Below are 23500 nucleotides of genomic sequence, written 5' to 3' on the forward strand. Positions count from 1 at the left end.
AGTTACCTGTTTATTGATCAGACTGAAGTTGTTTCGTGTAATTGTGAATGTTGGCTTTGAATCCTTTTAGTTTCTCTTCTGCTGCGTTTGAGATAGAAATAATCGAGGACTCAAAGATATCCGTTTTCCTATCCAGATTATCTTCTAAAGACTCAATCGCATCAGCGATTTCTTTGGTTGCGGCAGCGAGACTCTGAACAACTTCTGAGGCATGTTTGTCTAATCCAAGAATATAATCATCAGTTTGAGAAGCATAACGTTCAAGGCCACTGCTTACATTTCTGAACAAGTTTTCTAGAGTAGTGTCTAGATCAGAGAAGCGCTCTTCGTACTCATTCCAAACTTGGGTCATTTGTTCCTGAACTTCACGTAATGTGCTCAAGGTTGAGTCAACACTACTTGTAGAGTCAGCAAGCTTAACGGAGGTGTTGTTTAATGACTGGATATAATTTTGGAATGTCTCGGCTGTTCGCTGAAAATCTAGATTGGTTTGGTTTGCTTTTTCAGAAAGTTCACCAATGACTCGGATCGATTCAGAAATATCACTGTATAGAGTTTTATTAGCATCGGTCATAGCTTGGTAGTGGGAAGCTGTATCAGTTAACTTGAGAAGGATGTTATCAAACTGCTCTAACCCTTGTTGGAGGTTGCTAGCTAATTTTTGTGATGCGTCATCCAGTTGTTGGGTTACACTATTTATCGATTTTTCTACGCTATTTAGCAATGAATTGACGGCTTCATCAATTCCCTCGTTGATTTTTGCACTGCCTTCAGTCATTGCCGTTGACATGCCTGAAACTGCGTTTTGTGCGGCTTTTTGCATCTCATCCTGACCTTTCGTTAAGGACTCAACTTGAGATTCTAAACTGTCGCTCATGGTTTTAATGGTTGAAGCGAACGCTTTCATTTCTTCACCCGCCGCACCAGCAATCTTATCTGCAAACTCGCCCATAACTTTTGACACTGTCTCGTCACTAGCTGATTTTTGATCAGTTCTAAGTTCGTCTATCGCACTTATCATTGGCTGGGTTACGTGCTGTTCAATTACTTGACCGAGGGATACTGCGAGATCATTGGCAAATGTTTGTAGCGCTAAAGATTGCTTTTGAGATTCCGCTAGATTCTTACTCGCTAGGCGCTCTGCTGAGAAATACTCTACACGAGCATCTAAAGCTGAATTAAGTTTTTGGCAAGTACTATTGAACAGATGGGTGTAGCGCTTTTCATATGCGGAGAAGACTAATGACGTAAGCAAGCCAACGATAGAAGTAATAAAGGCAAGTGAAGCACCATCAAGAAGAGTATTTAAGGCCTCTTTTGCATCTTTTATGTCGTTTGAGTTTAGACCAGGTGCTGCGAGTGATATCCCAACGGTTAGACCAATGAAAGTACCGACGATCCCCAACCCAGTAAGAATATTAGGTAATGCGTTGTAATAACGGAGGTTGATATTGGGTAGTAAAAGATTCTTTGGGTTAAAATATACAGCAGGGAGGTGTGTGTTCATGATGACCTCCTTATCGCCATCGAAATCTTCACCTGGCAGCAACAATGTTTCCTCAAACTCTCTCCAAGAGTCTTTTAAATATTTGTCTTCGTTCATCCATTCGCGGAGTTCGTAGTAGTACTCAGGGAACTCTAACTTGTTTTTTGGTGTTGCATTGGTCTGCTTGAGGGCGTTGTGCATTGAGCCACTGACTGGAGAAAACCTGAGCCAAAAGCTGATAGCCGACCAAATCGCAATGGCGATAATACCGCCGCAATATAAAAAAATGAATTCGGTTGAAGTGATGAAATTCATCACATTGCTTAAGTTCGCGCTCATCAAAATATCCTAGCCAATTCTGCTGTGTTGTCGCATTACAATGCGCTGATGTTATTATCATTCAGTGTCATATTAAAGCAGGCTGCATATGAGCGCCAAGCAATAAGCTTAACTTTTTTGTGAGGAAATAGGCTTTTTGTATCGCTTCTGCTAGGCAGTGCAAAAAAGCCACTTTCTCCATTTATATATAAATATCAAAAAGTGGCTAAACCAAAGCTGCGCTTTGAAGAGAGTCGACTCCTTCATGAGCACAGCTCATGGGTTACTTCTTACCAATTCTTAAATTGGCTAAGAATTGGTAAGAAACCTCAGGCTAAGGGGTTAGCTTGAAGGCAGTTGAGAGAAAATAGGTACTTAGCTATTCATTAAGGTACAACTCTGCACAAGTGCCTGTTCAGGGCTTTGCTTACAACGGTGACAATAACAAGGGTGGTTATTTAGGTCGCCAAATTTACTGTACCACTACACTTTTTCTCATCAGAATAAAGAGCGTTAGAGTGATTCGTCTAACGAGCTTCTGTCCAAAATCTTGTTACACGTATCCTTATCGGTTTTCCAATGCATACAGTTGTCTACGGGCATCGATCTGGTGTTACAATTGATTGAAATTTTGGCGTGGGGAATCCGCCACCGGTTAATCATAATGGTCAAACGTTTAAAATAGTGGTGTCGGATGTTAAAGCGTGGGGTTAATTTGAGATTTCACATGATGGATTTATTTAAAAAAGGAGCATTTAGAATGAGGCATAAACGTACCTTCACTGTATGTTTGATGGTGGTGTCAGCTCATACAATTGCTTCTGATTATCGCTTATATGCTTCGGATTATTCTGTGAGCACGAAGAAAGAAAAATTTGCAGCTTATGTTTTGAAAGATAATCCATGTATTATTGTATATGAATTTAAAACAGAGAAGTCAGTTCAATATTGTGAACTGGGCAATAAAGAGAAAAATGCAAGCTCTGTGAGTGGTGATGTATCATTAACTAACTTACAGCGAGACTATCCGACAGCTTATGTTATGGATATAAGCATGTGGAGCGGTGACGTATCTTTTACCGTAGCAACTCCGTGGTCCGATCTATCGTGTACCATTGATGTTAAAGATCAGGAGGTGGAGTGTGAGGTTGCTAAATAAATTATCGCCCAATCTTGCATTTTTCTGATTGAAGTTTTCATACATCAGATGGTGTATCAAGTGCTTATGTTCGATGATTTATGTTCGTGCAACCTGAAACCGTCGAAAGTGTTGCTCACCCCAATCCCATCGTCTGTCTATCCTGATGGGTATGTACTCACCGCCCGCCAGCAACTGCAAGTTGTTTGGGTCGCGAATCATCAAATAAATATAGGAAATATTGTGCTTAACCAAACGACGGCCTTAAAGTCAGTGTTAATACTCGCTGCTTCATCATTTATATTTGGTTGTGCTGAAACACCAAACGAATATATCAATCTAAAAGGAAAGTATGCCGACGATTATGAGCTGGATGCTGATGATTACTCAGTGCCGAGCCGCTTCCTTTACCCTTTAACGTGGGTTAAACCTGAGCATAGGGCGAATAACCTAGATAATTATTTTTATGATACTAAAGAGAGCCATAAGTTGGTTAACACTGCTTCAGTGATGACCGTTGCTGGTGCTGCACTCGGAAGTCTCTCACCTTTTGAAGCTGGTATGCAGTTATTAGCACAACAAGGGGTAAGAATGGGCTATAGCGCGAGCTTGGGTAATCAAATGCTTTATACAATAAAAAAAGTCGATCATGATCAAGATTTGGATGCACAAGCGCAAGCGTTAAATAAAATAGCGATTAATACGGTAAAAGCTGCCATGGGAAGTAACGCAACGGAATGGTATCACAATGAAGGTGCAGATAATTTCTACTTGCTTGATTACACAAGGGTAGAAGGTTCCAATGACGTCAGTTGTAACGCGGTTTACTCTCCTTGTTATGCCAACACAGACCGAATTCCCATGCTAATTAGAGACAATAATGGCTATATCCCACTGGTACCACAATATGGAGATTATATGGTGGCTCAAACATTTTTGCCTTTGGGGTTTCCAATCGAAAAATTAAAATTCTCTGGGGATGACAATATACAGCAAATTCTTTATGTGCCAGCGATGAAATTGAATCAACAGCAAGATTTGTGGAAAAAAGAGAATTTGGACTATTTCGAAGATTGGTATAAAAAGGAACGCGTGTCGGTCAATCCATATATAAAAGATCTGAGTAACGGTGCCGTTATGTATTTTAATCCGCATATAACGGCTAAACAAAAAGATGACCACTCGCTCTACCGAGTATTCGATTTAAAATAACTGTCCTGATTGGTTATCGAATTAACCGTTGCTAACGTATCTTCAAAGCTTGTTTGGCAACGGTTTTACTGAATGTATTCCCTTCTTACTTAAAGCTGCATCGGTGTTGGCTACGTTCGTTCATCTCTATCACATCGCCTGTCTATGCTCATGGAGATTATAAGAGCCATCCTTGGCTCTCACCAAAGGCCAGCCGATGGTTGTGTAAATTTGTTCCAGACAAATTTATCACTTACCGCCTACCCGCCACTCCAAGTGGTTTGGGTATACAAGTGGTTTGGGTATACCAGTGAATGTGTATTTTTTGATCGCGTTACATCGAAAAACGCCTTTATTCTGGTTGACATATCTCGCCAGCTTTGATGGCTTTAAATGTATTCCATAGCAGCCACAAAATCAGTAGGGTCAATCCCGCTAATAAAGTTCTACCCAGATACAAACTCACCGTTGACTGAGTTAATTCTGCATATCGCAACAAAGCAATATTAAAAGCAGCGACTGGGAATGAAAAAGCCCACGATGAAAGATAGAACCCGCCTTTTCTAAATTGATTGATATTCAGTAATAATAAAGTGGCGATAAAGAGTGCTACGGAAGCAAGTACTCTGGAAAAGATGGTCAGTTCAGGTACGAGTGAGCTGTAGGAGATAAAACCGATGGATGGTGGTGCTAACAGTATAAATAACATTGGCTTAAAACGTGCAGGCAATACCGCATGAAAAATGAGTCGATTAATAATGATGGTGAATAACACCAGCCAAAAGACGATACCAATGCTGAAAAAGAACCAACTTATTTCGATAAACCCGAGCTTAGCACCGGTAATAGGCGCAATGATGTTCCCAACCACGGGGATAAACCAACTCGGATTAGCGTGTTCGAGGCGGTAATGATCATGGTGGATCCAGCTATGCATCGCCCATAATGTGATTGATAACTGAACGATGGCTCCAATCCCCCATAATGTATAAGACAGTGATTCAAACGAGTGCCAAACGATAGAGAGAAGCAGCAAGCTGATTGAAAAGGCGGCAAAGAAATTAATTTTGATTGGGTGCTTAGTTTCTGCAATGACGGCATTGGGATAGCGAATGAGTTTTAAAAGATAAAGGCCGCTAATCAGTATCATTGCGGCACTGGCTAACCCGCTAGTAAAGGTGGTTAGCCAAGGAAAGAGTGTTCCTAGAGATTTTTGCCATACGATGGAAAAACCGCTTAGCCCCATGACGATAGAAAACATAGAAATAGGGAAGTGCATTAATCGGTTTTCTTCTTTTATAGCATCGGGTTGGTTTATCGATAACTTATTCATATCAAACCTTTTATTTAGTCGGTTGGCGTAAAATATAACGATTAACTCGGGTTCATCTAAGTCATGATTTATACGCGTTATAGTCGGTTTATCTTAGTGTTGACTGTAATAATTAGCAACAGCTAATTTAACATTATCTAAAATATCACGGTAGATTGAGTGCCTAACACGACGGATCATTTTTCTATGTCGCTATTTTGTATAAAATATAAGTTAATAGCATATGCTATTTATTTGCGGGAGAAAAGAGATTATGCTTATGGGTGAGCTTTATAAACTCAAGATAATAAGTGTTATATAAATCAAGGAGATAAAATGAATTCTATCGATATAGGAATCAATGAAGCGGATCGTATTGCGATCGCGGAAGGTTTGAAGCGTCTGCTGGCAGACAGTTATACACTTTATCTACAAACTCATAATTTTCACTGGAATGTCACTGGTCGGCAGTTTCGTGATTTACATTTAATGTTTGAGGAGCATTATACTGAGCTTGCAACGGCTGTGGACGATATCGCCGAACGTATTCGTGCATTGAATATTGTTGCACCGGGTACTTATAAGTCTTTATCTGCTTTAAGTTCAATTAAAGAAGTGGAAGAGATCCCACCGGCGATGGAGATGGTCAAGATTCTAACGCAAAGCCATGAGCAAGTGATTAGAACCTGCCGAGAAATCTTAAAAGCCGCTCAGGACGCGGGTGATGAATCATCGGCGGCTCTTATTTCTGACCGTATGCGTGTTCATGAGAAAACCGCATGGATGCTAAGGTCAATGTTGGTTGCATAGAGATTACTTGTGAGGTGTGGGGTAATGGGCCGTTATCCCACACTGCTGTTTTATCGGCTGCGATGCTAAGTGAAGCGTTATGGATACATTCAATCAGGCACCTTACCCAACTCTTACCATCGATATTTTAGAAAGTATTTCCGACGGTGTTTTTACCGTTGATGATCAATGGCGAATCAGCTTTTTTAATCGAGCGGCGGAAATGATTACTGGTATTTCCCGAGCAGAAGCACTCGGTCAATTGTGTTCTGAAGTCTTTAAATCCAGTATGTGTGAGGCCAATTGTGCACTGCGTTGTACTCTGCAAGATCAGACGCCAATCATTAATAAGCCCGGTTTTATTATTAACGCTAATGGCGAGCAGATCCCTATTTCTGTATCGACTGCGGTACTGAAAGATGCCAATGGCAATGTGATTGGGGGAGCTGAGACTTTTCGGGATTTGAGCGAAGTTGAAGCGCTAAAAAATGCGCTGCATGGTCAGTTTCGGGTCGGCAATTTTATTAGCTATAGCCCAACCATGCGCCAGCTTTTTGAATCATTACCCGCGATTGCGCAAAGCCCAATTACCGTTTTGATCCAAGGAGACACCGGAACGGGGAAGGAGTTGTTAGCGCGAGCGATTCACGAGATGAGTAGCCGTTCTGATCAGCCTTTCGTGGCGGTTAATTGTGGGGCACTACCAGACAATTTGTTGGAGTCTGAATTGTTTGGTTATAAAAAAGGCGCGTTTACTGGCGCGGCTCGGGATAAGCCAGGTCGATTCAAATTAGCAGAGGGCGGCACTTTATTTCTGGATGAAATCGGTGAAATTAGCCCTGCATTTCAGGTTCGATTACTGCGCGTTTTACAGGAGCAACAGTATGAGCCTTTGGGTGCCATTCGATCAGAAAAAAGTAGTGTAAGAATCATTGCCGCAACCCACCGGAACTTACAACAAATGATAGCTAATGGTGAATTCAGGCAGGATTTGTACTATCGAATTCATGTTGTGGATCTGAAATTACCTTCTTTACGTGAACGTAAAGAAGATATCCCACTATTGGTTGATCAGTTTATTCGTAAGTTTAATCAGAAACATCAACGTCATATTCAAGGTATAACTTCTGAAGCGCTTGCGTTGCTGATGGCACATGACTGGCCGGGTAATATCCGAGAGTTAGAAAATATGATTGAAAGTGCTTTTGTTTTATGTTCAGGCGAAGAGATTAATCCAGTGTGTCTGAAAACCGGATTAAGCTTGGCAACATCGCAAGATTCAGAGGAGCAAGACATTAATAGGGTACGTGAAGTGGCTGAAAGACGCTCTATTCAGGTTGCTTTAGAGCGTAATCATTACAATCGGGCTGCCACTGCCGACGAGCTTGGTATACATAAAACAACCTTATATCGAAAAATGAAATCATTAGGCATTCCTTTCCCCGAAAAAAATGGGCGCAATCGAATCATTCGCTCATAATTTATAGCCTTGCATTGGATGGTAGTAATGTATTAATCGATAACGACTCGGATTGCACTGGTGCAATCCGAGTGTTTTTATCGCTAGGCCCAAATATGCTTGTATGCCTTGGTGAGGCAAATCGTCTATGAGCAAAAGCAGAGTATATACGTCCGGTGTTGCTCGGGCTGACTTGCCGCTTCGTGATGGCGGCAAGTGGCTACCTCGTGATTATCGTGTTTATTTCAGAACATAGGCATTGCTAACCTGATCTAAACGATCATTGCTCAGAAAATCGACGGTTTCAGTTTGCATCTCAGTATGATGCGCTAAATCAGCATAGCCTGCGTCTTGCGGGGCAACAAAGGTTGAGTGTTTCGCTGTGCTGTTGAACTGAACAAAGCTTTTGGTTGTAGGTAATGGTGGCAACTGGGTTGAGTTGAGTTTATTTAAACTCAGCAGCTCAGCCAGAGGTTCTGTACCAGCGAATTGAGGGCTGAGGTACACCGCCGAATCGATTAGATTGGGAACCACGGCATCACCATCAACTGCAGAGAAATAGAGAGCCGTTGTGATTGGACTATGACTCAGTTGGGAGCTCACCACAGAGTAAGGATCAATGGTGTCGAGTAGAGTTTGCGCCGCATACGAGAACATCTGAAAACCAGAAGTAACTTGGGCAAGCTGCTCTTGGGTTGCCAAGGACGTGAACAAGTTATAGCAAGCAGAATCATCTAAGCTGGCACATTGTGCATCAGCAAACCCTTTGTATTCCGTGCTAGCGCTTAATGCAACGTTATGCTTGATTTGCGGGCCAAAGAATTCAGAGCCCAATAGCAAATTGGCAATTTGTCCGCCGGAGTTTTGAATAGCCGCGCCAGAGAAGCTGTATAGTGCATCGGCTGGAGTCGAGCCCAACGTTTTATTGCTCTCGGCCACTGCCGAGGTGCCAACAATACCGCCTAATGAATGTCCAAGCATGCGCACTTTTGATCCCGTTGCGACATTGATGCCAGACAGTGACGTCCCCGTGAATAGTGGCTGTGAAACGGTTAACGCAGCACGCAGCCCCAATACATCGAGAATGCTTTGGCGCAAGTTATCCCGCGCCACAGCCAAGTAGGTGAGGTTGATGTAAGCAAGAGGATCATGATTGGCCGAGCGCGTGCTGTCTAAACTTCGTTCACCGTGCAGCGGTAAATCAATGGCAATGACTGCTAGCCCCGCTGCGGTGAGGTTTTTCGCGAAAGCGTAGGCATTTTCTTTCGCCGATGTCACACCGTGTTGATAAATCACAATATCAGTTGGCGCAGCGCCTGCCGGAGTAAACAGTAAAAATGGCACATCTTGCACTGATTTCACTTTGGGTACCGGTGAATAGCGAGTGATGTAACGTTCAGGATCCAGCGGGCTACCATCCGATTTGGTCAAGGTTAAACCCATCAGCTTGAGCTGTTCACTCGCATCAGTGGCGAGCTTGCTGGTATCAATCCCCGCGGCAAGCAGTTGGCTGCTAATCGTTAATTGCTCTTTACTGTCTGCCAGTGCGGCTTTGATCTTGGCAAGGCTTGGCATCGCCGATTCAAACGGCTGAGTATTCCAGTGACTGCCAGTTTCAAGGTAGTAAGGCAGACGGACAGTTCCCTTAGTGACGTTAACGGTATTGGCCGTGTAAGTCCCTAAAATAGCGGCTTTTTTGTCTGCACCAATATAGGTACTGAAATTGTCATCGGCTGTCAGAGCGGCAGCGAAATCAACGGGTGTACCTAAGTGCATTGTGTAAGCGGTATCGAGTCCAATACCCGTTTGTTTCCACACGGTCTCTAATTGGTTGCTGCCACTGGCAAAAGCGGATGCGGTTGCACCACGCGTGGCAAACAGGGTATTGCTTACCGATTGGGTAGAAAACCACGTCGAGTAGACGATTTGAGTTTCATCGACGCCGCTGAGTTGGAAGATGTTCTCCACCCCTTGAGTGACTTTTTGTAGCGTCGCAATATCTCCTTCGCTGTAAATCTTGTTTTTGGATTTCAGTGCGGCATAGCTTGCAGAGGTCCCCACCGGATTATCGTTGGCATCCGAGACTTCTGAGGTGACCGCCAAAATGTATTCTGAAGAGGCATTGAGTGCTTTGGTCGGCACAATGAGAATTTTATCGGAAGCGGCACTGGAGATGGCAGTGTAATCCACTCCATTGGTTAATAAGGTTTTGATACTTGGAGAGCCGGTCATCGAGTCGGTTAACTCGTACAGATAAATACCCGATGTGATGATGTTATCGGCCAAACCTGCGCCTTTAAAATCGAGGAACAGCGGCATGGTGATGGGCCAGCCGTCGACTTGTCCCATCGCAACCAGTGGATTCGATCCAGTCGTATTGTTACCAGGTGGAAGTTCTAATGTGCCATCATTGGCATTCATTAGCGCAAAAGAAGGCAGAGGTACATTGGCCTCTTGACCACTTAATGCAAATTTAATTGTGGTATCACGTTGTAGGGCTTGTTGAATATAGGATTCGTACGCTACCTCGGTGTTAGCACCAGCGCTATTGCTCTCATCACCGCAGCCGACTAACCAGAGTGCAGAGCAGAGTAGTGAAAGTTTAATCATCTGTTTCATGTTCGACTCCGAAATTAATTAAAGCGGTAGTTAAATTGCAGCGCACTGATATAAGCGATAGCCTCAGATTTAAATTTGAGGTTTTGACCAATTTGGTTCTGCTCAGTAAATGATCCATTACGGCTTTGCACAAGAGCAAAACCCGCATCCATCGTCAACTGTGGGTTAATGGTGTAGGTAAAACCAGCTGAATACCAGAAGCGATCGCTGTCTGGGATGCTGAGGGTGGCTTCTCCCGCTTGTTCATCAAACGCCAATCCTGCGCGTAACGTCCAAGTCGAATTGGCGGTGTACGTTGCGCCTGCAGACCAGCGTCTATTGTTTTCATATTGCTCGATTTTTTGGAAACAGGTGCCACTTTTACATTGGTTGGAGGTTGCAGTTAGCTCTTTAAAGCTGCTCCAATCCGTGTGTTGGTAACTATAATGGACTGCCCATTGATCATTCAGTTGATGGAAACCAGAGAGTTCAAAAATCGCCGGCAGTTCAATTTTTAATTGCCCAGGAACCACGGCGCTGGTGGCGATACCAGTATCGTAACTGGAGAATTCACCATCATCGAAATTGAGTTTAACCCGTGAGCGGTAACCCAAACCGATGCGGTTTTGTTGATCAAATTCGTACATTGCACCAATATTCCAGCCTAATGCAACCGTATCGCCTTTCATTCCAATCAGTTTATCGCTAGGTTTTCCATCGCCCATGAAAGGAGCAAGGCCACCTTTATGACGAGTTAACTCGGCCTTGGCTACGACCAAATCAAGACCAAAACCTACGCTTAACTCTGGATTAACGCGGTAGGCGATATTGGGGTTCAAATTGATTGAAATCAGCGAAGTATCCCCCGCTAAATCACCAGCATAAATGTCATCCGGATAGTCAGTGGCAACACCGTAGGTGGTAAACATGGCAAAGCCCCATGCCCATTGGTCATTGATTGGGCTGATATAGTAGGCTGCAGGCACAATTTGTAGTGGTGCGACATCTTTCATTGATTGGTGGTTAGAAAGATCGTCCACATTGACTTCAGGATCGACGATCGACAGTGCACCAGAAAATTGCGCCGTCTTAAACCGCATCATGGCGGCGGGGTTTCGCGCCAGCACACTGGCATTATCGGCCACTGCCGCTTCTCCTGAAAATGCGCGGCCTAAACCGGATGCTGAGTGTTCTGCAACCTGAAATCCTGCGGCACTGGCATGCCCGGTGAATAGCACAGCAATACAGCCGGCAAGGGAAGATTTATTTAACATTCTCGACCTCCTCGGTCTTTTATCCATTCCACTTGAAATGACAGTGGCAGCACTGACCATAAACTGAGCAAGGCATGCACTGAAAAACTGCAATCTCAAATGATTGGGAGCATGATGATTATTTTGTGCGCCGCTTTGCCTATCTTGTTCTCTTAACTTTGGAATGCATCACTTCAAGCTGAAGAGCGACAGGGTACAAAAAGGTGAAATAAAAGAACCCTGTAGTAGAAAGAGTACACAAAACCTGATGTTAATATTTTGTTAAATAGTTGTCAAAGGAAACGGCGCTGTGGTTTTCTAAAAAGAGGCGCAAGATAGAGATTTAATTTATCAAGATCAATGAATTAAAGTGATTTTCTGGTTGTACCAGTTTGTGTGTATAGGTTTTACAATAAGTTACAACACAATCACTCACTTGTTGTTTACGGGCAATATTAAGCGATTCGGTTAATCAATAGCCTGATAACGTTGCTGCTGATTTATCACCAAATAAGACGCTCTATTTTATGCGGTGTTCTTTAACACAATTTACTTAGTTAATTATTAGTGATAATCTAAATGATAACGATTATTATTTGATTATTTTTTATGCGTTATTTTAATAAAAGCCTGATTGCCGTTGCAATCGCTTTCTGCAGTGGTCCTCTTGTTGCTCAATCTCACTTAGATGATGTACCTTCGGATTTAACAGTCACCGTTACTGATGTTAAAGAGGATGAGACAACCATCAAACAATCCCTCAATGCTGAAGATATTAGCAACACGCCAACGTCAAATGGGAATTTGACGGATTATCTTAAAGATAATCCGAACGTTCGCTTTGCGGAGGGAGACTTACAAGGGTTTACCGGAGGAGAAATAAAACCGGCATCAGTTTCAATTAATGGTGCGGATGCCAGTCAGACTGCCTACATGTTAGATGGCATTAATATCAATAATGATATTGACCCGACTGGTGCACTATTTGATGGTTCTATGGGGGTGAATCCTAATCGTAGTTCTGAACAAGCTTACTTTTTGGATGCGAATTTATTATCCGGTGTCACGGTTTATAGCAGTGATGTCCCGGCTCGATTAGGTGGTTTTACTGGTGGAGCGGTGGTGGCGGAAACACGCCAATACAGCGGCGAAGATCAAGTGAAGTTACGTTATCGAACGACCCAATCGAGTTGGGCATCAATGAAGGTCGATGAGCCAGCAAAAGATTTAGTCAATCAAGCCGTCCCTAATGGTTTTAATGCCGATTTTCAGCCCAAGTATCATAAGGAATTTTTCAGTGTGATGGCTGAACACGCACTCACGGATGATATCGGTATGGTGATAGGTTTTAGTCGGCGTGATTCTGATATTGAACAAACGCGGATGCTCAATCCACAAGGGAAAACGGATAAACAGAACCATACTCGTCGTTCTGATAATTTTTTAGCGAATTTTAATTGGACTCCAGATGTTGAACGTCGTTTGGAGTTTGGCGTTCGTTTTTCTGATTATCAAGAAGGAAAATATTATGCTGAAAATATCGATGGTAATGTGACAGATAGCCATGTTGCGTATGGTTCCACCATTAAATGGGTACAACGATTTGGTGTGGGTGAACTCACTGCGACTGCTGCATACGATAAATTTTTCGATGAGCGTGATTCTTCGGCCAATCAAGCACAAGTCATCATTGATCTTGATACAGAGATGAATTACGAATTAGGCGGGTATGGGGATAGTCAAATTGCTCAAGAAAATACGCAAGTGATGCTCGATTATCAATTTGACCGTTTCACATGGGGCAAGGCCTCGCACGGTTTTTCAGTCGGAGCGGCGTATCGGAAAACCGATTATCGCTTTAAGCGTGATCAAGATGTAACTCAGAATACCACGATGATGATGGGTGATTTTGAGTTGATGAATAAAACAGAAACCACGCGCAAGGGACGTATTCATACTGCTTATCAGGATTATTCTTGGTATATGGAAGATTTGATCAAATGGAATTCGGTATCTGTCCGTCCGGGCATCCGAGTTGATCGGGATGATTATTTAGGTAATACCAATCTTGCGCCGAGGTTTTCCAGTAGTTGGCAAGCGTTATCCAATACTCGTTTTAATCTAGGCATCAACCGTTATTACGGTCGTTCATTCGCTGCGATGAAACTGGCAGGAGAGGTATTAAAGCTGAATGACGATCATACCCGTCGTTATGAGACGATTACCCAACTAGAGACGCCATTCGCTGATGAACTGAGCGTCGGCGTTGTGCAAAATATCGGTAATTTTGCCTTATCTGCTCAGTACGTATTACGTGATAACAAAAAACGAATTATTGTTCAGCAAGAAGATGTTGCGGGTAAAAAAGTCGATTCCTATTCAAATGGAAGCCATTACCAGGTCGATATCTACACCTTACAAGTGAGTAATATTACGCCTTGGGTACTGGGAGAGACGCATTGGTCAACCACATTAGGTGCTGACTGGTTAGATACTGACAGGGTGGCATTGAATAAAAATATCGATCCAAATCAATTGGTTTATCTAGATGGGAAGATCATGACTCGTGCCCAAATGGAGCAAGCGGTCAATAGCAGTACCGATGAGTGGGTTGTCAGGCTTGGGCTCGATATGATGGTGCCAAAGCATGATCTGGTTTGGTCAAACAAGGTATACATTAAAGCACCAGTAAAAGGGTATGAATACGTTAATGACACACCGGATGGGCTAGAAATGCACCGCAGTTTCGATTTCGGAACCCACACACAGTGGGATACGCGTTTACGTTGGCAACCTCGTTTAGGTTATACCCACCGCGCCTATGTGCAATTAGATGTGTTAAATGTTTTCGAGCAAGTCCGTCAAAGTGCAGTGAAATCAAGTGGTAGTGGTGAATATGGGCTTTATTCTCCTGGGCGAGAATTTTGGCTGGAATTAGGCTACGAATTCTAATGATTTGATGGTTATCAGTCACAGCCAGTGGTGATGAGCCACTGGTTGTTTTTGTTATTGTGGTGAAGTCTGTTAACCCCTGGGTCTTTTATCTTACCAGATAAATCTTTTGTATCGTACGTCTGCGGATTCGCTCGTCTTTATTGGCATTGTTTATTCAAACTCAGGCATTTTCTTATTTATGAATTATAGAAAAATTGTGATTTTATCTAGTGTGATCTGGTTGGCGGCTTGTCAATTGATTCACACATCGACAACGGCTCCGCTCGAGTCATTACGTTTTAATCCTAATATAACCGTCGGAACATTAGCGAATGGATTTCGTTACTATATCGCTAAAAATTCGCAACCCGAGTCTCGTGTTTATATTCGGTTTGTGGTCAATGCTGGTTCGATGAATGAAGACGATGATCAGCGCGGCGTTGCCCATATCGTTGAGCATATGGCGTTTAACGGAACGGCTCATTATCCGGGTAATCAAGTGATCGCCGAGCTAGAAAAGGCGGGGATGAAATTTGGCGTTGATATCAATGCATTTACCGACTTTGAAAATACCGTGTATAAGCTTAATCTGCCGAAAAATGACGTTGAGTCTTTGACATTAGCCATGAATGTGGTTGCTGATTGGGCAAGCCGTGTCACGATGTTTAAAGATGATCTGGATGCAGAACGTGGAATTGTATTGGAAGAGTGGCGAGCGCGCTTAGGGCCGATGTTAAGGTTAGGTGATAAAAAAAGCGCCATAGAAATGGCGGGTTCTCGCTATACGCAAAGGGATCCTATTGGTGATGTTAAAACCATTAAAACAGTTTCTAATCAACGTGTTGCGGATTTTTATCACCGTTGGTATCGGCCAGATAATATGTCCGTAGTCGTTGTTGGAGACATTGATCCTACTCAAGTTGAACAATTAATTCATGAACAATTCTCGTCGCTTTCCAAACCTAATACTCCTTTAGAAACGATTGACTATAGCATTCCTTTGGTTGATGGATGGCGAAGTGCAGTGGTTTCTGAAGAAGGAATAACCACTCCAAGTGTTGAGTTGAGTTTCTTTTCTGATTATTTACCGCAACATACGTTAGCCCGTTATGAACAAGATCTTGCCACTCAAATCGCCACTCGGCTATTAAATATTCGATTGCAAGATTGGGAGCAACAAGAGACGCATGCGGTCAGTTCGGCCAGTTTTTATGCCAGTAATATTGGACGAGAGACCCACCAAGCTGTTTTTTCGCTACAACTTGTGCAGGATCATTACCAACAAGCAACAGAAGGATTAATGGCTTTTCTCGCTCAGGTTCAACAGCATGGATTTACGCTCGATGAATTTGATGGCGAGATCGCTCGATTAAATCGAATTAATGCAGCCGCACAGCAAAAGGTTATGTATAGCATTGATCTCGTGGGTGATTTAATGGTTTCTGCTGCCAGTGGTCAATTACTTTTGAGCGAAGAAGATAAATATCGTCTTAATCATCGATTTCTAAGCAGCATGACTTTAGATAAAGTTAATCAAGCCTTTCAGGCGTTGATTAAGCCGGAATCACGCTTGGTTTTAATCACTCAGCCAGTGAATCGTTCTAAACCCGTATTGACTACAGGCTCTTGGCATGAGCTTTGGGAAACTTATATGGCCACACCTCAGGGTGAATGGCGGCGAGAACAGCATCAAGCGAGTTTGCCAGTGGTGTCTCCTCATCCTGGCTCGGTGAAACGAGAAAAACGTTGGGCCGAACATCAGTTGACAGAGTATCGGCTAAGCAATGGAAGTAAGCTGATTTATCGTTATAGTGATAGCAACCCTGGTCAGGTACATTTTAAAGCCTTAACCTCAGGCGGATTACGATCCGTCCCTCGTGAGGACTACCACGTTTTGCGTACTGCGGTGAGCTTAGTCGATGAAACGGGAATTGGCGAGGTTTCCTTACCGGAATTACAAAGCATTTTTCGAGGCAATCCGGTTGTCATGTCAACTATTCTTGATGATTATCAACAAGGATTCTCAGGTTGGGCAAAAACCGACAATGTCGATAAAATGTTTCAGTTATTGCATATTAAATTGGCATCAAGTCCTGTTTCTGAAAAGGTCTTAAAAGAGTACCAGACTGATATGTTGCAGCGTAGCCAGCATAGTGATGGAATGGATCGTTTTATTCGTCGCGTTTCCGCTTTACGCTACCCCAATATCCCGACCGTCTATAGTGAGAGGAGTGAACAAGTTGCACGCTTCACGAGCCAGCGTTTAAGTGATATTTATCAGCAATATTTCGCCAACAAGACCGATTATACGTATTTTGTAGTCGGGGATATCCAACCCGACCAGCTTGAACGTTTAGCTGCCCATTATCTTGCCTCATTACCGTACCATGCTCAGCAACGTTCAGCGTATTCAGTTTATGCGCAATCACCAAAGGAAGGTTTGCGAGTGTTTGATTCGAAAGAGCCTCGAGCAGAAGTCGAACTGTATTTAGCTCAAGCAGCCTCTTGGCGTCCAGATCATGCTTATTATTTGGAATTAGCCGGTGAGTTAGTACAAGAACAATTACGTTTGACATTGCGTGAAGAAGCTTCGGGAGTTTATGGTGTCACCAGCTGGTTTTGGCAAGATCCTGACAGCCCGCAAGCAGAAGGGCGCATTCTATTTTCTTGTGATCCGGAACGAGTTGATGAATTGTTATCACTGACGCATGACGTTTTACGTCAGGTAGCAGAACAGGGGAGTGATGCAGATGTCCTTAAAAACAAGCAAATACAGCGTGAGGACCAAATCGCACGCTATTTACGTTCAGATTTAGGCATACTGAGTGAGCTGGAAAAAAGCTACCGTCTTACCGACTCTCCGGCCTTGATTCAAGCACAGCGACGCGCGAATCAACATGTCTCTAAAGAAAAAGTAGATGCGATCATGCAACCATTTTTAGCTCATGCTGAGCGGTTTGAAGCCATTTTACTACCAGTACACGAATGATTATTGAGTCATGCCAGAACCATGGTTTGTGGGTCTGGCAGACCTTTTTCGTCAATTCATATCATGGCGCGCGTCGTGCGAAGGAATCAGACAATATGAAACAACGGTTTTTTACTATTCTATTGATTTTAATCCCCTTAAAAGTGGTGGCTGAATTACAACTGGCGCACACCTATCAAGATTGGGAGCACTATCAATCTCACACTGAAGAGGGGGGGGAAGTGGTCATTTTGGGCGTGAGCCATAGTCAGAGTGATCGGCTGTCAGACATGGTTGTCATGCGCTGCACAACAGAAGGGGTGAATTTACTATTTTTTAACTCACTACCCTATGCAGACCTCGGTTATCAAGCGAGCGGCATGTTAGATGATAAAGCGCCAATTTCGATGGATGTTTGGGTGAAAGGAACGACTCATTGGGCCACTATACCTCAAGACAGCTTAACTCACTGGTTTAATGCTAAACAATTGCTCATTAATTTAATAGGCGATGAACAACAGCATGAGCAAATAAAAGTGTCGTTGCTTGGCTTTCATTCGATGTATCAAGCCTTATTATCCAGTTGTCATACCGACACTTAATAGTGACATTGTCACTATTGACTTGGCAGGCTCATCTGTCCCGCAATTTAATGGCGGGGCTGTTGAACTAACTCTCTATATTTCCATACCTTATGCTAACGTCTGGATAATCCGTTGTGTTGTGAATTGATGCAGATAATGCTCTCTTTTGGTCACTTTGTTCTATGCTAAATAGTGAGTGATTATTGCGAGCCTCAATGGCATGCGAGAGGAAAACAGAGGATGGGGTTATGACGATAAACAATACCATGAAGCTTGTATTTGCTGTTATTGGGGCTGGAATCATTATTAGCGTTTTAACGGTGTTACAACTCAATGGTTTGATGCACCAAGTCGATCATATGGCGCAAGTGCGTTATCAATCTTATCAAGCTGCTGATGAACTTCGCCAAAGCTCGGATGACTTAACCCGTTTAGGGCGAACTTATGTGGTCACCGGTGATGAAAAATACGAAAAAATGTATATGGATATTTTAGATATTCGTAACGGAAAGAAACCCCGCCCAGAAAATTACCACACCATTTATTGGGATCTTGTTTTACAACATGGCCAAAAACCAAAGCCTGATGGCAAGGCTATCTCACTAAATCAAATGATGAGTGATTTAGGGTTTACTGAGCAAGAGTTTCGATTATTGCGAGAAGCTCAAGCCAATTCAGATGCTTTGGTGAATATGGAAGTAAAAGCCATGAATGCAGTGAAAGGACGTTTTGCTGATGCTAACGGTAATTATACCGTCAGGAGAGCACCAGATCGCTCTATGGCTATCGAATTACTACACAGTGTTCAATATCATCAAGAAAAAGCCAAAATTATGGCCCCAATTGATAAGTTTTTCATTGAATTAGAGAATCGTACTAATCAGCAGTTTAATATTGCAGCGAAGAAAGTAAAAAATACCGTGTTGATTGGCAATATTTCACTCATCAGTGTGTTCGTGATAGCGATTATTGGTTATTTTATTGTTAATCGTAAAGTGGTGAAGCCAATCGATACCATGGCAACGTTGCTGCAACAGGTAGATAAAAACTCTGATTTAACTTTACGGGTAGATGATCAAAGTAAGAATGAATTAGGAATTATCGGATCAACCATCAACAAAGTATTGGCCAGTTATTCATCAACCATTACTAAAATAAATCAAGTTAATCATACGATTTCTGCTATTTCAGAAACGATTCGTGATGTTACACAGCAAAACGCCAAGGTTGCTAATCAACAAAGTCAAGAGTTAGAAATGGCAGCGACCGCCATGGAAGAAATGACCTCTGCGCTTTCTACGGTGGCGGAAAGCACCACCATGGCCGAGCAATACGCAGGCAGTGCAGAAAAAGAAGCCAGTACCAGTAAGCAGGTTTTTGATAAAACGACCCATGAGTTTGGTGATTTAGAAAGTGAATTTACTAAAACATCAGAAGTGATCCAGCAATTAGCCAATGAATCGAATAATGTCGGTAATGTCCTTGATGTGATTAAGGCGATTGCAGAGCAAACCAATTTATTAGCGTTGAATGCAGCGATTGAGGCAGCTCGAGCCGGTGAACAAGGGCGAGGGTTTGCGGTTGTCGCCGATGAGGTTCGTTCACTCGCTCAACGTACACAGCAGTCCACCGGTGAAATTGAAACCATGATTTCTACTCTGCAAGAAAAAGCAGAGCAGTCGACTAAAACGATTCGTTCCAGTGCTGATAAAATGCAATCAACACGTAGCAATATGTCAACCGCGAATGAAGGATTAAGTACTATACAAAACTCAGCGATTGAAATCCATAAACTCAATACATCCATAGCTTCGGCAACCGAAGAACAATTAGCCGTTAGTGATGAAATATCCAGCAATTTAAGTAATATTAAATCACTCTCATCGGATATGAATATTGCCATTAATCAACTCGCTCCAGTCGTGAGGGATTTGCAGAACAATGTTGATGATTTGAATGCTGCGATTAAGCATATTCGTACCTAATGGTTTGATCTGTATTTTATATCAACGATTTTGACCCTCATGAGAGGGTCATTTTATAACTAGATGTCCTTCTTACTGAGAGATGCTGCAATGTCCTCTACGTTCGTTTAGCCTAATACTCTAATCACATCATCTGTCTGTGCTCATGGGGATGATGAGAGCTATTCTTAGCTCTTTTCCAGTGCTAGCTGGCAGCGGTTTCAATCTGTGCTAGGTCAATAGGTCACTCACTGGCCACCGCCTTCCATCTCCCAGTTATTTTGGTGTTTGAGCTTGGCCATTAAGTGGTTCACTTGCTCTGTAGTGGCCGCTGACCACGACTTAGCGACTCCTGAGACACCGTGATTGGTAAATGCATTAATTCGTAGTTGAAAAGGCGCTCCTTTAGCGGATTGTAATTGTTGTAACTGATTTAAATATTGCGCTAATGCGTCGCTATATTGGTCATAGTCTGTTTTATCGGGAATGAGTAATAAACGCACTTCGCTTAACTTGCCATGTTCAGCCAGAAAGTGTAATGACCGCTTAACGGCTAAATTACTATGGCCAGTTAATTGAAAGTGACACGCTTCGTGCCATGCTTTTAAATCGATCATGGCTCCATCCATCCAAGGCAACACACTTTGCCAGTGTTTGCGGGCAAGACTGCCATTGCTATCGAGTAAACAAGTTAATGACGAGAGTTCACGGGTGGTTTTCACCGCTTTAAACAATGCGCAAACAAATTCGATTTGCAAACTCGCTTCACCACCACTGAGAGTAATGCCGGAAATAAACTGTCGCCGTTGCTTTATCTGCTCAATTGCAGCCGAGACGGTCAGCGCTTGTGAATCTTCACTATAGCGATCAATCGTTTGTGGGTTATGACAAGCGGGGCAGCGATAATTACAGCCTTGTAGAAAAAATACCAATCGGTTGCCGGGCCCATCGACCACAGAATAAGGCAATAAGCGGGCAATTTGCCCGGTTATTGATGGTTGATAAATAGCCTGCTCCTGGTTGTGATTGACAGTCGTTGGCATTATTCACCTGCAATAAATTCATGACTTACTACTCTTGGTACTCGTTGAGTCACTTTGGTTTCGGTGCAGGCTTCAGCGCCCAGTGCCGTTGTATTGGTACGCGAACCTTGTTGATAATAGGCCTCTAAGTCGGATTTTTTTACCATATAGCCGGTAATTCTGACTAAATCGTTACCTTGGGTATTGGCGGTAAATTCTCGCATTCCATGGGCAAAAGCACCTAGGCAGAGATCGGTTAACGCTTGAGGATTGGCTTTAATGGTTTCGTCGAGGGTTAAAATATCACTCACCCCAGAGTGGTAGTAAGCATGCTGCGGCGCTAATGCGAGTAAATGGCTAACGGGATCGGGCTCTTGACCGTAGCGAATTCGGATCCCTGGAGTGGTTTGTGTATCAATCGATAAACCACCTTGTGAATGCAGTAAAGCGCGATTCGCCAAGCCGTAGGTTACGGGTGTCTGGGTAACGATATCACTTAAGGCTTGAGTAATGGTTAATGCCAATTGATTCGCTGCTGGATCGCGTCCGTATTCAGCTTGATCGGCTAATAAATGATTAACTGCTTCGGCCATGCCATAAATACCAAACATTGGCGCAAATCGCTGTTCTTCGATTAACCCTTCAGTCACTAAAAAGCTTTGAAAGAAATTTGATTGTTGATGTAAAAATCGGCAACGTTGCTCTATCAGTTCGTACATCAAGTCACAATAATAAGGCAAGGTCTGATTTAACATTGTCTCTATGGTCTGCGCTTGTTCAGCTACAGCTTTAAGGTTTAGACGTACTAAGGTATTTGCGCCGCCACGAACGGGTAACGCATTATAACAACTGACAATACCGAAACTAGGCTGGGTATTTTGCTCAGCAAAGATGGCTTGATGTAAGGGCCAGTTGGCGATATGAGGCTTACTGCAATGAATAATATTATCCGTTGCTTGACGAAGTAGGCTGTTTGGCGTGCGTTCGGGGTCGTACATGAGTGTTAAGTTAGGGGCAACTTGCTGTAATTCAGCATCGATTTTTAACACCATGCGGCAAACACGGTTATCTTCTGGCCCAATATTGGCATGCATAAATGCATCGGGAAGCGTTCTATCTAATTGAATCCAAAACCGCTTTAATGAACGGTAAAGATGTTCATCGGTCACATCATGGCAATAAGGTAGCAGCAGTTGGTCAAGGTAGCCTAAAAATACCGGCATATTCGTCACCGATGGAACATGATGATATAAAACCATCAATTTCATTAATGCATCGTCAAAATCTTCTGCCGGTGTTAGCTCTAAATACGATGATCCTTGCGTGAGGAAGCGTTGATAGTCGGGTAATACATAGCGAGGTTTAAACGGCGCATGTCCTTCAAACATATCACAAATAATGCCTTGTTCCATCGCCTCAATTAATTTTGGACTACGAGAGACATAAGGTAAACTGGCGTCTGCTTGAGCCGCTAAAGCAAGGGTTTTTTGTTTGGGATTTAATGCTGCATTGGTCACAATCGCGAGAAGATCATCTTTCATTACATTATCCAAGTCATTGGTACATCAATAACCTCATACTAACAATGGTCTTAGCGCGAACAAAGCCGAATCAAGGTGTTGAGCTGCTGGTTAATAAAGAAGTATGAGCTTACGCACGTATTTCCTTCCTACTTGAAGCTGTAACTGTGCTGCTGGTTACTATCACTTTGGCTACGGTTTACGCCATGGAGCAAGAGTTTTTGCACATGTTTGTTGAAAACAGATTCCCCAGCGTTATTTTCAAGTTTGTTGCACAATCCGCGTCGAGCGCTTTTTCGTCCAGAAGCGCTTGTCTTTTAAAACGGCTCTCCTCGAAGTGGTTGCTTTTATTCTGCCAGCAGAATTCTTTTTAAGAGCTGCTCTAGCTGTATTTGTTCTTGGTTAGTGAGCACTTCCAACATGCGATTCATATTGTCGACATGGGCATTCAAGGCTTGGTCGATCAACCTTTGTCCTTGTTCGGTCAAAATTACCTTACAACTGCGTCTGTCTTGATCGCTGGCAATACGCTGCACTAATCCGCGTTGCACCAGTTGTTCAATGCGTGTACTGATCGCACCGGAAGAGAGCATCAAGGTTTGGTACAACTCAGTAGGCGTGATGGCGGTATTGCTACGACGGATGGTCGCCAGAATATCAAACTCAACTGAGCTTAAATCAAAGCGTTGGAAGACTTGATCTAATTGAGGTTTCCAAAGTCCATGGGTGCGGCTTAATCGGCCAACAATACCCATCGCCGAGCAATCTAGCTCCGGTCTGACATTGTGCCACTGTGCAAGAATGGCATCCACTTTGTCATTTGGCATGGTGTTATCTGATGACATGATCTCTCCCTCTGAATGTATCTTTTTGAAAAGATACTTGATTAAAAACCATTTCTCTATTATTTTCTAGAAAGTATCTTTCTTGAGAGATACTTTTATGGAAGTTAACGCTACTAAAT

15 protein-coding genes are annotated in these 23500 nt (G+C 43.0%); 8 read left to right on the forward strand and 7 right to left on the reverse strand.

Annotated elements, in window-relative coordinates; translation table 11 throughout:
* Positions 1–10 precede the first annotated feature (10 nt).
* Complete coding sequence (gene zorA / locus FKN05_RS02095) at positions 11–1825, reverse strand: anti-phage ZorAB system protein ZorA (protein ID WP_170886761.1); 1815 nt, start codon at positions 1823–1825, stop codon at positions 11–13.
* A gap of 706 nt (positions 1826–2531) precedes the next feature.
* On the opposite strand from zorA, the gene FKN05_RS02100 reads away from it, so the two are divergent.
* Together FKN05_RS02100 and FKN05_RS02105 are read left to right on the forward strand one after the other, a co-directional pair.
* Positions 2532–2963 carry a hypothetical protein gene (locus FKN05_RS02100; protein ID WP_161428401.1) on the forward strand — a complete coding sequence of 144 codons (432 nt, stop codon included), beginning with the start codon at positions 2532–2534 and terminating at the stop codon, positions 2961–2963.
* Between the two features lie 66 nt (positions 2964–3029).
* Entirely contained in the window at positions 3030–4154 is a 1125-nt protein-coding gene (locus tag FKN05_RS02105; protein WP_212752217.1) for a hypothetical protein, read from the forward strand.
* A gap of 331 nt (positions 4155–4485) precedes the next feature.
* On the opposite strand, the gene FKN05_RS02110 is transcribed toward FKN05_RS02105, so the two are convergent.
* The gene (locus FKN05_RS02110) at positions 4486–5466 is read right to left on the reverse strand and encodes an SLAC1 anion channel family protein (protein ID WP_170886763.1); all 981 of its coding nucleotides are present in this window, start codon (positions 5464–5466) and stop codon (positions 4486–4488) included.
* A 315-nt stretch (positions 5467–5781) separates the two neighbouring features.
* Between FKN05_RS02110 and FKN05_RS02115 the strand changes: the two genes are divergently transcribed.
* Entirely contained in the window at positions 5782–6255 is a 474-nt protein-coding gene (locus FKN05_RS02115; RefSeq protein ID WP_099612632.1) for a Dps family protein, read from the forward strand.
* A 79-nt stretch (positions 6256–6334) separates the two neighbouring features.
* Positions 6335–7714, forward strand: coding sequence for a sigma-54 interaction domain-containing protein (locus tag FKN05_RS02120; protein ID WP_170886765.1), 1380 nt, complete (start codon positions 6335–6337; stop codon positions 7712–7714).
* Positions 7715–7933: 219 nt separating this feature from the next.
* Here FKN05_RS02120 and FKN05_RS02125 read toward each other — a convergent pair whose 3' ends face one another.
* The gene (locus tag FKN05_RS02125; RefSeq protein WP_170886767.1) at positions 7934–10312 is read right to left on the reverse strand and encodes a VolA/Pla-1 family phospholipase; all 2379 of its coding nucleotides are present in this window, start codon (positions 10310–10312) and stop codon (positions 7934–7936) included.
* A gap of 14 nt (positions 10313–10326) precedes the next feature.
* Positions 10327–11565, reverse strand: a complete 1239-nt coding sequence (locus FKN05_RS02130) for an outer membrane protein transport protein (RefSeq protein WP_170886769.1) — start codon at positions 11563–11565, stop codon at positions 10327–10329.
* Between the two features lie 588 nt (positions 11566–12153).
* Here FKN05_RS02130 and FKN05_RS02135 point away from each other — a divergent pair.
* The 4 genes from FKN05_RS02135 (at position 12154) to FKN05_RS02150 (ending at position 20015) form a co-directional block, all read left to right on the forward strand.
* Entirely contained in the window at positions 12154–14496 is a 2343-nt protein-coding gene (locus FKN05_RS02135; protein WP_170886771.1) for a TonB-dependent receptor plug domain-containing protein, read from the forward strand.
* A gap of 181 nt (positions 14497–14677) precedes the next feature.
* On the forward strand, positions 14678–17467 hold the full coding sequence (locus tag FKN05_RS02140; RefSeq protein ID WP_099612628.1) for a M16 family metallopeptidase: 2790 nt from the start codon (positions 14678–14680) through the stop codon (positions 17465–17467).
* 95 nt (positions 17468–17562) lie between these two features.
* Entirely contained in the window at positions 17563–18048 is a 486-nt protein-coding gene (locus tag FKN05_RS02145; protein WP_099612627.1) for a hypothetical protein, read from the forward strand.
* A gap of 230 nt (positions 18049–18278) precedes the next feature.
* A complete protein-coding gene (locus FKN05_RS02150) occupies positions 18279–20015 on the forward strand; it encodes a methyl-accepting chemotaxis protein (RefSeq protein WP_161433683.1) in 1737 nt (578 codons plus the stop codon).
* Between the two features lie 227 nt (positions 20016–20242).
* On the opposite strand, the gene FKN05_RS02155 is transcribed toward FKN05_RS02150, so the two are convergent.
* The 3 genes from FKN05_RS02155 to FKN05_RS02165 all read right to left on the reverse strand — a co-directional run bounded on the left by FKN05_RS02155 (position 20243) and on the right by FKN05_RS02165 (position 23363).
* On the reverse strand, positions 20243–21037 hold the full coding sequence (locus FKN05_RS02155; protein WP_170886772.1) for a 4Fe-4S cluster-binding domain-containing protein: 795 nt from the start codon (positions 21035–21037) through the stop codon (positions 20243–20245).
* Positions 21037–22557, reverse strand: a complete 1521-nt coding sequence (locus FKN05_RS02160; RefSeq protein ID WP_170886774.1) for a YjjI family glycine radical enzyme — start codon at positions 22555–22557, stop codon at positions 21037–21039. Before FKN05_RS02160 ends, FKN05_RS02155 begins: the two co-directional genes overlap by 1 nt.
* Before the next feature lie 326 nt (positions 22558–22883).
* A complete protein-coding gene (locus tag FKN05_RS02165; RefSeq protein WP_099612671.1) occupies positions 22884–23363 on the reverse strand; it encodes a MarR family winged helix-turn-helix transcriptional regulator in 480 nt (159 codons plus the stop codon).
* Positions 23364–23500 lie beyond the last annotated feature (137 nt).

It is taken from the genome of Vibrio sp. 1-1(7) (genome assembly GCF_013048485.1).
Classification (GTDB): domain Bacteria; phylum Pseudomonadota; class Gammaproteobacteria; order Enterobacterales; family Vibrionaceae; genus Vibrio; species Vibrio fujianensis.